This window comes from Streptomyces sp. NPDC087215 (genome assembly GCF_044744885.1).
Classification (GTDB): Bacteria; Actinomycetota; Actinomycetes; order Streptomycetales; family Streptomycetaceae; genus Streptomyces.
Map to the genome: position 1 here is coordinate 131894 of NZ_JBIUZD010000010.1, position 13025 is coordinate 144918.

The 13025-nt window shown below is 71.0% G+C and carries 12 protein-coding genes; 8 read left to right on the forward strand and 4 right to left on the reverse strand.

Annotation, left to right across the window (positions count from 1 at the left end):
* Positions 1 to 67 precede the first annotated feature (67 nt).
* From pflB to ACIO92_RS24205, 8 genes are all read left to right on the forward strand, one after another.
* Positions 68 to 2347, forward strand: coding sequence for a formate C-acetyltransferase (gene pflB, locus ACIO92_RS24170; RefSeq protein ID WP_366443212.1), 2280 nt, complete (start codon positions 68 to 70; stop codon positions 2345 to 2347).
* A gap of 124 nt (positions 2348 to 2471) precedes the next feature.
* The gene (gene pflA, locus ACIO92_RS24175; protein ID WP_366443213.1) at positions 2472 to 3272 is read left to right on the forward strand and encodes a pyruvate formate-lyase-activating protein; all 801 of its coding nucleotides are present in this window, start codon (positions 2472 to 2474) and stop codon (positions 3270 to 3272) included.
* A gap of 279 nt (positions 3273 to 3551) precedes the next feature.
* On the forward strand, positions 3552 to 4706 hold the full coding sequence (locus ACIO92_RS24180) for an MFS transporter (RefSeq protein ID WP_402283203.1): 1155 nt from the start codon (positions 3552 to 3554) through the stop codon (positions 4704 to 4706).
* An 80-nt stretch (positions 4707 to 4786) separates the two neighbouring features.
* Positions 4787 to 7072 (forward strand): molybdopterin oxidoreductase family protein, encoded by a 2286-nt coding sequence (locus ACIO92_RS24185; protein WP_402283276.1) that lies wholly within the window; start codon positions 4787 to 4789, stop codon positions 7070 to 7072.
* A 6-nt stretch (positions 7073 to 7078) separates the two neighbouring features.
* The gene (locus ACIO92_RS24190; RefSeq protein ID WP_402283201.1) at positions 7079 to 7726 is read left to right on the forward strand and encodes a 4Fe-4S dicluster domain-containing protein; all 648 of its coding nucleotides are present in this window, start codon (positions 7079 to 7081) and stop codon (positions 7724 to 7726) included.
* Positions 7723 to 8352 (forward strand): ubiquinol-cytochrome c reductase iron-sulfur subunit, encoded by a 630-nt coding sequence (locus ACIO92_RS24195; RefSeq protein WP_402283199.1) that lies wholly within the window; start codon positions 7723 to 7725, stop codon positions 8350 to 8352. The genes ACIO92_RS24190 and ACIO92_RS24195 overlap by 4 nt, the downstream gene beginning before the upstream one ends.
* A 257-nt stretch (positions 8353 to 8609) precedes the next feature.
* On the forward strand, positions 8610 to 9038 hold the full coding sequence (locus ACIO92_RS24200; RefSeq protein WP_402283197.1) for a hypothetical protein: 429 nt from the start codon (positions 8610 to 8612) through the stop codon (positions 9036 to 9038).
* Between the two features lie 120 nt (positions 9039 to 9158).
* Positions 9159 to 9380 carry a hypothetical protein gene (locus tag ACIO92_RS24205; protein WP_401241561.1) on the forward strand — a complete coding sequence of 74 codons (222 nt, stop codon included), beginning with the start codon at positions 9159 to 9161 and terminating at the stop codon, positions 9378 to 9380.
* A 19-nt stretch (positions 9381 to 9399) separates the two neighbouring features.
* Here the strand turns inward: ACIO92_RS24205 and mscL are convergent, their stop codons facing one another.
* The 4 genes from mscL to ACIO92_RS24225 form a co-directional block, all read right to left on the reverse strand.
* A complete protein-coding gene (mscL, locus tag ACIO92_RS24210) occupies positions 9400 to 9921 on the reverse strand; it encodes a large conductance mechanosensitive channel protein MscL (RefSeq protein ID WP_402283195.1) in 522 nt (173 codons plus the stop codon).
* A gap of 111 nt (positions 9922 to 10032) precedes the next feature.
* Positions 10033 to 10740: a hypothetical protein gene (locus tag ACIO92_RS24215; RefSeq protein ID WP_402283193.1), complete on the reverse strand. Its 708-nt coding sequence runs from the start codon at positions 10738 to 10740 to the stop codon at positions 10033 to 10035.
* Positions 10741 to 10965: 225 nt separating this feature from the next.
* Positions 10966 to 11310: an FmdB family zinc ribbon protein gene (locus ACIO92_RS24220; RefSeq protein ID WP_402283191.1), complete on the reverse strand. Its 345-nt coding sequence runs from the start codon at positions 11308 to 11310 to the stop codon at positions 10966 to 10968.
* Between the two features lie 68 nt (positions 11311 to 11378).
* On the reverse strand, positions 11379 to 12650 hold the full coding sequence (locus ACIO92_RS24225) for an MFS transporter (RefSeq protein WP_366443221.1): 1272 nt from the start codon (positions 12648 to 12650) through the stop codon (positions 11379 to 11381).
* Positions 12651 to 13025: the final 375 nt, after the last annotated feature.

The window sequence follows — 13025 nt, forward strand, 5'->3', positions numbered from 1 at the left end:
AGATGATCGATCAAAAGGAGTGCAATGGAAGCAAGCAACGACGCGATCGAATGAATCGAAGAAGGCGGTGCGGGCAGTGACTGCGACCCCTGCTGAGGCAACGGTGAACGAGCGGGCCTGGAAGGGCTTCAAGGGCGGACTGTGGCGCGACGCCATCGACGTCCGGGACTTCATCCAGCAGAACTACACGCCGTACGAGGGCGACGACTCCTTCCTCGCCGGACCCACCGAGCGGACCACCGCCGTGTGGAAGGCCATCACCGACAAGTTCCCCGAGGAACGCGCCAAGGGCGTCTACGACGTCTCGTACGACGTCCCCGCCACCATCACCGCCCACGCCCCCGGCTGGATCGACCGCGACAAGGACCTCATCGTCGGCCTCCAGACCGACGCCCCGCTCAAGCGCGCGATCATGCCCTACGGCGGCTGGCGCATGGTCGCCGGTGCCCTGGAGACCTACGGCTACCCGGTCTCCGAGGACCTGGAGAAGGTCTTCACCGAGTACCGCAAGACCCACAACGCCGGAGTCTTCGACGCGTACACCCCCGAGATCCGCGCCGCCCGCAAGGCGGGCATCGTCACCGGACTCCCCGACGCCTACGGCCGGGGCCGCATCATCGGCGACTACCGCCGTGTCGCCCTCTACGGCGTCGACCACCTCATCGCGGTGAAGAAGGAGGAGAAGGAGGAGATCAACGCCCTCCCCGCCGGAAACCGCACCCTTGAGGAGACCATCCGGCTCCGCGAGGAACTCTCCGAGCAGATCCGCGCCCTCGGCGAACTCAAGGCCATGGCCGCCTCCTACGGTCACGACATCTCCGGCCCGGCCACCACCGGCCGCGAAGCCGTCCAGTGGCTCTACTTCGCCTACCTCGCCGCCGTGAAGGAGCAGAACGGCGCCGCGATGTCCCTCGGCCGCACCTCCACCTTCCTCGACGTCTACCTCCAGCGCGACCTCGAAGCCGGTCTCCTCACCGAGGAGCAGGCCCAGGAACTCGTCGACGACTTCATCATCAAGCTCCGCATCGTCCGCTTCCTGCGCACCCCCGAGTACGACGAGCTGTTCTCCGGCGACCCCACCTGGGTCACCGAGTCCATCGCGGGCATGGGCGAGGACGGCCGCCCCCTGGTCACCAAGACCTCCTTCCGCTACCTCCAGACCCTCTACAACCTCGGCCCGGCCCCCGAGCCGAACATGACCGTCTTCTGGTCGCCGGGGCTGCCCCAGGGCTTCAAGGAGTTCTGCGCCAGGGTCTCCATCGACACCTCCTCCGTCCAGTACGAGTCGGACGAGCTGATGCGCCCCCGCTTCGGCGACGACACCGCCATCGCCTGCTGCGTCTCCGCGATGCCCGTCGGCAAGCAGATGCAGTTCTTCGGCGCCCGCGTCAACCTCGCCAAGACCCTCCTCTACGCGATCAACGGCGGCCGCGACGAGAAGTCCGGCGACCAGGTCGGCCCCTCCACCGGAGCCCTGACCTCCGAGGTCCTCGACTACGACGAGGTCATGGCGAAGTTCGACGAGCAGATGGAATGGCTCGCGAGCGTCTACGTCCACGCCCTGAACGTCATCCACTACATGCACGACAAGTACGCGTACGAGCGCATCGAGATGGCGCTCCACGACCGCGACGTGCGCCGCACCATGGCCTGCGGCATCGCCGGCCTCTCGGTCGCCGCCGACTCCCTCGCCGCCGTCAAGTACGCCAAGGTCGTCCCGGTCCGCGACGAGACCGGTCTCGCCACCGACTACGTCATCGAGGGCGACTACCCCGCCTACGGCAACAACGACGAGCGCGTCGACGAGATCGCGGTCTCGCTCGTCGAGGAGTTCATGCGGAAGATCCGCAAGCACCCCACCTACCGCCAGGCCGAGCACACCCAGTCCGTCCTGACCATCACCTCCAACGTGGTCTACGGCAAGAAGACCGGCAACACCCCCGACGGGCGCCGCGCCGGAGAACCCTTCTCGCCGGGCGCCAACCCGATGAACGGCCGCGACACCCACGGCTACGTGGCCTCGGCCCTCTCCGTCGCCAAGCTCCCCTACGAGGACGCCGAGGACGGCATCTCACTGACCAACACCGTCACCCCCGACGGCCTCGGCCGCACCCCCGAGGAGCGGATCAAGAACCTCGCGGGCGTCCTCGACGGCTACATGGCCAGCGACGGCTTCCACATGAACGTCAACGTCCTGAACCGCGACGTCCTCATGGACGCCATGGAGCACCCCGAGAACTACCCGCAGCTGACCATCCGGGTCTCCGGATACGCCGTCAACTTCGTCCGGCTCACCCGCGAGCAGCAGCTCGACGTCCTGAACCGCACCTTCCACGGCTCGCTCTGAGCCACTGACCCGCGCGGCCCCGGGGCCCGGTCCCTCATCCCTCACCCGGGCCCCGGAGCCGCGCGCATCCCCACCGTCCCCACGATCTCCGCATCCCGCGCCCCTTCCCTCCGGAGACCCTGCCATGGCCGTACTCCTCGGACCCGACGTCCCGGTCCTGCCCGCCACCCCGGCCGCCGCGGCCACCCAGCGGCCCTCCGAAGGCTCCATCCACTCCTGGGACCTCTCCACCGGCGTCGACGGCCCCGGCACCCGCTTCGTCACCTTCCTCTCCGGCTGCCCCCTCACCTGCCTCTACTGCCACAACCCCGACACCTGGAAGATGCGCAACGGCAAGCGCACCTCCGCCGACGCGGTGATCGCCGAAGCGAGCAAGTACGTCCGCTTCATCTCCGCCTCGGGCGGCGGCGCCACCGTCTCCGGAGGAGAACCCCTCCTCCAGCCCGTCTTCACCGGCGAACTCCTCCACCGCCTCAAGCACGAGCTCGGTCTGCACACCGCGCTCGACACCTCGGGCTTCCTGGGAGTCCGCGCCACCGACGCCCTGCTGCGCGACACCGACCTGGTCCTGCTCGACATCAAGTCCTGGGACCCGGACACGTACAAGAAGGTCACCGGCCGGCCGCTGCGCCCCACCCTGGACTTCGCGAGGCGGCTCGCCGACCTCGGCCAGGAGGTCCACGTCCGCTTCGTGCTGGTCCCCGGACTCACCGACGACCCCGCCAACGTCGAGGGAGTCGCCGCCTTCGCCGGGGGTCTCGGCAACGTCTCCCGCGTGGACATCCTGCCCTTCCACAAGCTCGGCGAAGCGAAGTGGCAAGCACTCGCCAAGCCGTTCACCCTGCACGACACCCCGTCCCCGACCCCCGAGCGAATCGCCGAGGTCCGCGAGATCTTCCTCGCCCACGGCCTGAACGCGATCTGACCCACCGAGGGCCGGGCCCGCCACCCCGCCCGCCCGACGCGACGCGCCCCGGTGTCCGTGCCGCCCCGCGCGTCCGTCCGTCCCCGGTGTCCCCACCGCCCGTCCGCCCGCCCGACGTGACGCGGCCCGGTGTCCGTGCCGCCCCGCGCCCACCCGCTCGGCGCCCCGCGCCCGCGCTCACCGGCGTCCGAACGCGGCTCGAACGCCGTCCGGGCGAAGCCTCACCCCTCCACCCCGCAAAACAGGGCAAACCGCCATACGTGGTCTTACCGTGGCCGCGTGACCGAGCCCCCGCAGACCGCCGAGCCGACACCCCCACCGGGCGACCCCGGCCCCGGAGCCCCCGCCCACCCGGGACACCCCGGGCAGCCCGGACACCCGGACCCCACCGGCCCCCCGCCACGGAGCCCGGCCGCCGTACGCCGCCGCGCCACCCTCGCCGGAACCACCGTCTCCGTCCTGCTGGTCATCGCGATCGTCCTCGGCAGCCGTCTGCTCCGCGACTTCGACTCGGCCCTCCTGCCCTACGCCGTCGCCACCGTCTTCCTCGCCTTCGGCATCGCCTACCGCTACACCGTCTGGATCTCCGCCCCCGGCGCCCGACGCCTCTTCCGGCAGGGCTGGCGCTCCTTCTTCTCCACCGCGAACTTCCGCAAGGCACCCACCGCCCTGCCCCGGATGATCGCCACCTACCTCGGCTTCCAGAAGTTCCTCGGCGCCCGCTCACACGCCCGCTGGGCCGCCCACCAGCTCATCTTCTGGGGCTGTCTGCTCGCCGCCGCCATCACCTTCCCGCTCACCTGGGGCTGGTTCACCTTCACCTCCGACACCGGCTCGGGCCCCGGCTACGAGATGCGGATCTGGGGCATCAAGATCCTCGGCTTCGACGCCCTCAGCCCCGTCGGCTGGCTCATGTTCCACGGCCTCGACATCGCCGCCGTCCTCGTCATCGCGGGCGCCGTCTACTTCCTCCGGCGCCGCATGAAGGACCGCGGAGCCATCACCGGCCAGCGCTTCGCGTACGACCTCGTCCCGCTCATCGCCCTGATCGTCGTCTCCGTCACCGGGCTCCTGCTGACCTTCTCGTCGATCTTCCTGCACGGCGGCGGCTACGAATTCCTCGCCGTCCTCCACATGGTCTCGGTCGTCTTCACCCTCATCTACATCCCCTTCGGGAAGTTCTTCCACATCGTCCAGCGGCCCGCCGCCGTCGGTATGCAGCTCTTCAAATACACCTCCCGGCAGGACGAGGACGTCCTCACCTGCCGCCGCTGCCACGAGCCCATCGACACCGCCCCCTACGTCGAGAACCTCCGGGGCACCATGCGCGACCTCGACCTCGGCTTCGACCAGTGGACCGAGTACTGCCCCCGCTGCAAGCGGGTCCTGCGCGGCAACGCCTACCTCGACCACGTGAAGAAGGGCTTCCAGTGACCGCGACCGACCCGGCGTCCCCCACACCCACCGACCCGGCGTCCCCGCCCCCCGGGAACCCGGCGGCCCGCCCCACCCGGATTCCCCTCGACCCCTCCCTCGCCCCACCCGGCACCCGTAACTTCCGCGACGCCGGAGGCATCCCCGCCGACCGCTGGCACGCCGACCAGAACGGCGAGACCCTCGTCCCCACCCACTGCTGCTTCTGCGGCGTCCAGTGCGGCATGTACCTCCGCGTCGACCGCCACGGCAAGGTCTTCGGCGTCGAACCCCGCAACCACGACATCAACCGAATGCGCCTCTGCCCCAAAGGCATCAACGCCTACCAGCAGGTCAACCATCCCGACCGGCTCACCGCCCCCCTCATGCGCCGCGACCGCGACGAGGAATTCCGCGAAGTCAGCTGGGACGAGGCACTCGACCACACCGTCGCCGAGATCCGCCGCATCCAATCCGCTCACGGAAACGACGCCTTCGGCCTCCTCGGCGGCGCCAGCCTCTTCTCCGAGAAGACCTACCTCGTCGGCAAATTCGCCCGCGTCGCCCTGAAATCCCGGCACGTCGACTACAACGGACGCCTCTGCATGGTCTCCGCCGCGGGCGCCAACAAACTCGCCTTCGGCATCGACCGCGCGGGCAACCCCTTCTCCGACATCCTCCTCACCGACTGCCTCCTCATCGCGGGCTCCAACGTCGGCGAATGCTTCCCCGTCATGACCCAGTACCTCTGGGGAGCCCGCGACCGGGGCGCCACCCTCATCGTCATCGACCCCCGTGAAACCGCCGTCGCCCGCACCGCCGACGTCCACGTCGCCCTCAAACCCGGCACCGACTCCGCCTTCTTCAACGCCGTCCTCCACGTCGTCGTCGCCGAAGGACTCACCGACGAGACCTACCTCGCCGCCCACACCACCGGCTGGGACGACGTCAAGAACACCGTCGCCGACTACCCGCCCGCCCGCGCCGCCCAGATCTGCGGCGTCCCCGAAGCACAGATCATCCAGGTCGCCCGCATGTTCGCGGGCGCCGACAACGCCATGGCCTGGCACGCCCGGGGCGTCGAACACCACTCACAGGGCGTCGAGAACTGCCTCAGCATCATCAACCTGTGCGTCGCCACCGGAAACATCGGCAAACCCGGCGCCGGATACGGCACCATCACCGGCCAGGGAAACGGCCAGGGAGGCCGCGAACACGGCCAGAAATCCGACCTCCTCCCCGGTGGGCGCTCCATCACCAACCCCGAACACCGCCGTCAGATCTGCGAGATCTGGGGCATCGACGAAACCGAACTCCCCCCTGCCGGAACCTCCATGATGGAAATGGTCTGGCAGATGCAACGCAAGGAGATCCGCGGCCTCATCGGCATCTGCAACAACCCCTTCGTCTCCCTCCCCCACTACGCCACCGTCAAGAACGGCTACGACACCCTCGAATTCCACGCCCAGTTCGACTTCTTCCTCTCCGAGACCGCCGCCAACGCCCACGTCGTCTTCCCCGTCACCGTCTGGGCCGAGGACGAAGGCGTCATGGCCAACGCCGAAGCCCGCGTCGTCAAACACAACAAGGCCCAGGAACCCCCCGCCGGCGTCCGCACCGACACCTGGGTCATGGTCGAACTCGCCCGACGCCTCGGCGCGGGCGACAAATTCCGGTTCCCCGACTCACGCTCCGTCTTCGAGGAACTCCGCATCGCCTCCGCCGGAACCGTCAACGACTACTACGGCATCACCTACGAACGCCTCGACGAGACCGGCGGCATCGCCTGGCCCTGCCCCACCACCGAACACCCCGGCACCCCCCGCCTCTTCGAGGACGGCCGCAGCTACCACCCCGACGGCAGGATCCACCTCCAGGTCGTCGAATGGCACCCGCCGATGGACCCGTACAGCGAGGAATTCCCCCTCTCCCTCACCACCGGCCGCACCGTCGCCCACTTCCTCTCCGGCAACCAGACCCGCCGACTCGGCGCCCTCGTCGAACAGACCCCCCGCCCCTGGGTCGAGGTCCACCCCTCCCACGGCTTCCGCAACGGCGACCCCGTCCGCGTCGTCACCCGCCGCGGCAGCGAGGTCTTCCCCGCCCTGGTCACCGAGGCCATCCGCCCCGACACCGTCTTCATCCCCTACCACTGGCCCGTCCCCACCTCGGCCAACGCCCTCACCATCGACGCCCTCGACCCCCGCTCCAAGATCCCCGAGTACAAGGTCTGCGCCGCCCGCATCGAAGCCGCCCCGGTGATCGACGAAGTCCCCGCCCCACCCACCGCACCCGGCCACCACGCCTACCCCGAGACCCAGGTCTCCCGCACCGACCCGCTGCCCCCCACCGCACCCCAGGGCCGCGGCACCGCGGAGAGGAGCTGACCGCCCATGATGGGCCGCACGATCTTCATCGACCCCGGCCGCTGCATCGGCTGCCAGGCATGTGTCTCCGCCTGCCGCGAATGCGACTCCCACCGCGGCAAATCCATGATCCACCTCGACTACCCCGACGAAGGCCACTCCGTCGCCTCCCTCCCCACCGTCTGTATGCACTGCGAGGACCCCGTCGCGCCCTGCGCCGAGGTCTGCCCCGCCGACGCCATCCTCGTCACCGCCGACGGCGTCGTGCAGCAGGCCGACACCACCCGCTGCATCGGCTGCGCCAACTGCGTCAACGCCTGCCCCTTCGGCGTACCCAAGATCGACCTCCAGGCCAAGCTCCAGATGAAGTGCAACCTCTGCTACGACCGCACCGCCTACGGACTGGCCCCCATGTGCGCCACCGTCTGCCCCACCGGCGCCCTCTTCTACGGCACCCTCGACGAACTCCGCAACGAACGCCCCGGCGTCCAGGTCGCCGACTCCTTCACCTTCGGCACCAGCACCGTCACCACCGGCGTGGCCATGGTCGTCCCCGCCGACAAGGTCCAGTGGCCCGTACCCGGCGGCCTGCCCGTCGTCGAGATCAACGGAGTGGACGTGAGCGACGCCAACCCGCGCCAGGGCGGCACCCCACGACCGGAGGGCCCCCGATGAGCGTCACCGACCCCCAGCCACCCGCCCCCGACCCCCACACCGACGCCGCCCAGGAAGCCCTCCGCGACCGGATCGCCGCAGACTCCCTCACCACCCGCCGCGACTACCTGCGGATCGTCGCCACCGTCTCCGGCGGCCTCGCCGTCGGCGGCGTCGCCGTCGCCTCCGGCATCCTCCACCGGCACGGCGACAGCGAAGGCGCCCCCGAACCCCGGCGGATCGCCGACCGCATCCTCCCCGGCGAATCCCTCGCCTTCCGCTACCCCGGATCCGAGGACCGCGCCGTCGCCGTCCGCCTGGACGACGGCACCCTCGCGGGCTACTCCGCCGTCTGCACCCACCTCGCCTGCGCCGTCCTGTGGCGCAAGGAACGCGGCAGCGAGGGCGAGCTGTACTGCCCCTGCCACGAAGGAGTCTTCGACGCCCGTACGGGAGGGGTCACCGCGGGCCCACCGCCCCGCGCCCTCCCCAAGGTCCTCCTCGTGGAACAGGCCGACGGCAGCGTCTGGGCGATCGGCACCACCCGCTCCGGCGAGACCGCCCGAGAGGGCCTCTGCCGCGAACAGGGCGACGCCCTCCGCATCTGCCGCACTTTCCCGGACCCCGAGAGGAACGAGCGCACATGACCGACAGCCCGTTCCCCCGAGACCCGGAAGCCCCACAACCACCACCCGCAGAAACCGGATCAGGAACCGGAACGAGGTCAGGAACCGGAACCGGATCAGAGACCGGAACCGGATCAGAGACCGGAACCGGATCAGGAACCGGGGCGGGGGCAGGGGCAGGGACCGGAACGGGGGGAGGAGCCGGGGCGAGGGCCGGAGCTGTGGACGGCGGGAACGGCGGTGGGGGAGGGGCGCCGGGCGGGAGCGGGGTGCCCGAAGTGGCTGGAGCCGGTCCCTCTGGAGCCGGTCCCTGGGGGGCTCCCCCCTCCCCCTCCCCCTCCCCCTCCGCCCCCCTCCCTCCCCTCCCCGTCTACACCCCCGGCAGCGTTCAGCCGCGGTTGAACCGGCCCGTGCACGAGCGGTATCCGCAGATCCGGCCCACCAGTGGGTACGGCGATCCCCGGATCACCCGCACCGGACCGGGGCCGGGGGCCGGTACGGAGCAGGAGCCGGAGCGGTCGTCGAAGCTGTCGGCCCGGCTGGCGCTGGCTCTGACGGTGGTCGTCGGCCAGCTCTGGGGCCTGACGATCGTGGTGGACGAGTGGATGACCGGCGACACCGGCACCGCCTGGTGGGGCGCGGGTTTCCTCGTCCTGTCGTTCCTGGTGGTGCTGGGCCTCTGGTTCCTCGACCCCGAGGACCGTTGAGCGGCGTGCGGGGGCCGGGCACGGGTGCGGCTGTCAGGGGCGCTGCGGGTCGGGGCGCGGGAGGTCTGCCGGGTCGGCCGCAACGGCCGGGGTGCGGCCCCTCGGGCGTACCCTGAAGGCATGAGTACCGCCCCCGCCCACGGACCGCGAGACCCGAAGCGGTCCGGCGAAGCCTCCCGTCCCGGGACCGGCCCGAAGCCGACGTTCGTCTTCGACGATCCGCTGGACCAGCAGTCCGCGGACGACACGGACCGTGGCTGGGGCGAGCGGCCTCCGGCCGGCGGCGACAGCGCCGCCGACCTCGCGCGCTTCCTCGACGAGAAGCCGCCGCACCACCTCTGATCCCGGCGGTTGCCGCCGGTCAGGAGGCGGGGTTCGTCCCCGTACCGCCGCCGGAGCCCGTACCGGTGCCGGTACCGCTGCCCGTGACGGGGCCGCGCTGGGCGACCAGGTGGTCGCGGATCTCCTTGAGCACCTCCAGCTCGCTGATCTCCATGGTCTCCGCGACGCCCTCCTTCGCCTTGTCGTGCGCGGCGCGCTTCGCGAGGACCTTCGCCATCGGCAGGACCATCAGGAAGTAGACGACGGCCGCGGTGATCAGGAAGCTGAGGACGGAGCTGAGCACCAGGCCCCACTGGAGCTGGATGCCCTCCATCTCGCCGTTGGCCCCGATCGTGCAGGGGTCCTTGATGCAGCTCGCGTAGCTTTCCAGGTCCTTGGTGCCGAAGGCGCCGACGACCGGGTTGATGAGGCCCTTGACCACCGAGTTCACGACGTTGGTGAACGCGGCACCGATGACGACGGCCACGGCCAGGTCGATCACGTTGCCACGCATCAGGAACGCCTTGAAGCCCCCCATGAGACTTTCCTTCTTCTGGGTCACTGAGGTGCCTTTCGTCGCGTGTGCTGTGTGCGGAGCCATTAGGCCGCGAACGGCGTAGAGGCGTCCAATCCGTACACACGGAAGGGTGACTTGACGGTGGATCGGTGTGAATCACCACAGGATCACCGCCAGTTGGGAGGCGGTGCCGACGCCCGCGAGTTCCGCCGCCGTCGGCCGGGGCACGGACAGGACGACGAGGGCCCCCGCGTCCGGGCCGGTTCCGTCCGGGGGCGGCACCTCGGCCACGCGGACGCCCCGGGCGACCACCCGTGTCCGTGTCCCGCCGCCGAGCGCGGGGTGGGGCGCGGCGATGACGTCGATCCGGTCGCCGGGGCGCAGCAGCCGTACGGTCGCGGCGTCGGCGATCCGTACGGGGACGGACACGGGAGGCGCGGCGGCGGGTGGTCGGGCGCGGGCGGCCACGGTGGCCGTCGGGGTCTCGTGGCGCGGGGGCGCGGTGCGGCCGTCGGTGAGGAGGAGGGCGACGGCGGTCAGGGCGAGGAGGGCGGCGGGGGCGTGGCGGGCCCGTCGCAGGGCCCTGCGCAGCCGGTGCCGTGCGCTTCGTACGTGGACGGGTTCGAAGGCGGGGACCGTACACGGCTCGGGGACGGGTGAGGGGCCGGGCGTCTCGTCCCGGAGGTGCCGGGCCACGCTGTCCGTAGGGCACGGGCCGCTCGGAGAGAGCCGGGTCCTGTCCTCGTGGGTCCGGTGCTCGGGAGGCCGGGTCCCGCCTTCGTGGGTCCGCTGTTCGGGGCGCCGGGTCCCGTTCTCGTACGTCCGGTGCTCGGGGTGTCCGGGGTCGTGGTGCGGGTTCGTCATCGGTGGCCGCCGTCCTGGTCGGGGGTGGGTCGGTTCCCACTGTCCCGTTCGGGGCGGTGTCCTGCCGGGGCCTGTGGATCACCCGGTGCCTGTGGACAACCCGGTCACTCTTCCGGTGGGTGCAGCGCCCTCCGGGTCTCGGCGCGGGGGCGGTCCCCCCCTTTCCCGGACATGCCGAAGGCCCCGTCGGGTGACGACGGGGCCTTCGGGTGATGCGTACGGGCGTCAGGCGGCCGAGGTGGAGCTTCCGGTGCTCGACGAGGACGACGACGCCGACGAAGACGTCGAGGCAGCCGATGCGGCGGGCTTCGCGTCCGAGCCGGAACCGGTGGACCCGGTGGACGTCGACGAGGTCGAGGACTTCGACGCGCCGGGGGAGCTGCTGGACGACGAGCCGCGGCTGTCGTTCCGGTAGAAGCCGGATCCCTTGAAGACGATGCCGACGGCCGAGAACACCTTCTTCAGGCGTCCCTTGCACTGGGGGCACTCGGTCAGCGCGTCATCGGTGAACTTCTGCACCGCCTCGAGGCCCTCGCCGCACTCGGTGCACTGGTACTGGTAGGTCGGCACTTGTCTTCCTCCTGGCACTCACACTCATCGAGTGCTAACGACGTTCCATAGTGACGTATTCCGCGGGATCAGTCCACCGCCACCGGCACGCGGTGACCGACACCACGTGCCGTGACCCGGCTCGTCTCGCGCGGCGTGAGCCGGGACCGCAGGGCGAGCAGGGTGATCAGGGCCAGCGCGGTGCCCACCAGCGGGACCAGGAATCCGGTGCTGGCGCCCTGGGTGTCGGCGAGGCGTCCGGCGACGGTGACGGCGGCGGCCTGGCCGAGCGCGACGGCGCCGGTGAGCCAGGTGAAGGCCTCGGTGCGGGCGGACGCGGGGATGAGGGTCTCGACGATGGTGTAGCCGGTGATCAGGGCGGGGGCGATGAAGAGGCCCACGACCAGGCCCAGGGCGCCCAGGAGCAGCACCGAGTGGGCGGTCCACAGCAGGGAGGCGGCGACGGTGAGGCCCGTGTAGCCGAAGAGGAGGCGGCGGAGGGGGCCGGACTTCCAGGCGACGGCGCCCATGGCGATGCCCGCGAGCATGTTCCCGGCGGCGAAGACCCCGTAGAGGAGGCCGTTGGCGCCGGGGTTGCCGATCTCCTCGGTGAAGGCGGTGAGGGAGACCTGCATACCGCCGAAGACGGCGCCGATGCCGAGGAAGGCGACGATCAGGACGCGGACGCCGGGGACGGAGAGCGCCGAGCGGTGGGGTTCGGTGCTGGCGGCGGCCGCGGCGCCGAAGGGGGGCTGGGTGGCCCGCTGGGCGGCGAAGAAGAGTCCGCCGACGAGCGTGAGGCCCGCTTCGGCGATCAGTCCGGCGGCGGGGTGGATCCCGGTGCACAGGGCGGTGGCGAGGACGGGGCCGACGACGAAGGTGAACTCGTCGGTGACGGATTCGAAGGCGGCGGCCGTCGGCATCAGCGGGGTGCCGTCGAGCTTGGCGGCCCAGCGGGCCCGGACCATGGGGCCGACCTGGGGCACGGAGGCACCGGCGGGGACGGCGGCGAGGAACAGGGCCCACAGGGGTGCGTCGCCGAGGGCGAGGACCACCAGCAGGGAGACGGACGCGGTGTGGACGAGGACGCCGGGGAGCAGGACGGCGCGCTGGCCGAAGCGGTCGGCGAGCTTGCCGCTCTGCGGGGCGAAGAGCGCCATCGAGACACCGGTGGCGGCGGCGACGGCGCCCGCGCTGCCGAAGGAGCCGGTGGTGTGCTGGACGAGCAGGACGATGCCGATGGTCAGCATCGCGAAGGGCTGCCTGGCGGCGAAGCCGGGCAGGAGGAAGGAGAGCGCTCCGGGGGTGCGCAGCAACTGCCCGTAACCGGGCCGCTTCTCCGTGTCGACCGTGGACGCCACGGTCCTTGCCTTTCTGCCGCCTGGTAGCGCGTCCCGTGCACGGTGGTGCGGGTGTCGCCGAGAGCTGTCCTCATGCGCGGAACTGCGGTAGATACCGGGCCGGCCTCCGGTGGGGAGGGGCGCCGCGGCCGCCATACGGTCGCGCCAGCTCTGCGTCAGGCAGAGTTGGTTCGATCAAGTGTGCCTTCATGGTACAGGGAGGGAGCGCCCCCTGCCTGGGAAACGCTCCCTGCCCCGAATCCGCGCCTGTGATTGAGCCGTCTCTTCCCGGCCCTGCCTGGGCCGCCCGGCCGGGTCCCGCCCCGCCCGTGACGCCCGCCCGTGACGCCCGCCCGGGAAGGGCGGTCCGGGAAGGACGGTCCGGATCCGAGCGGG

Excerpts from the sequence above, each read along its gene's own strand:
- ACIO92_RS24205 (WP_401241561.1), top strand. The coding sequence starts at position 9,159 with ATGAGTACCGCCCCCGCCCACGGACCGCGAGACCCGAAGCGGTCCGGC.
- ACIO92_RS24215 (WP_402283193.1), bottom strand. The coding sequence starts at position 10,740 with ATGACGAACCCGCACCACGACCCCGGACACCCCGAGCACCGGACGTAC.
- pflA (WP_366443213.1), top strand. The coding sequence starts at position 2,472 with ATGGCCGTACTCCTCGGACCCGACGTCCCGGTCCTGCCCGCCACCCCG.
- ACIO92_RS24195 (WP_402283199.1), top strand. The coding sequence starts at position 7,723 with ATGAGCGTCACCGACCCCCAGCCACCCGCCCCCGACCCCCACACCGAC.
- ACIO92_RS24190 (WP_402283201.1), top strand. The coding sequence starts at position 7,079 with ATGATGGGCCGCACGATCTTCATCGACCCCGGCCGCTGCATCGGCTGC.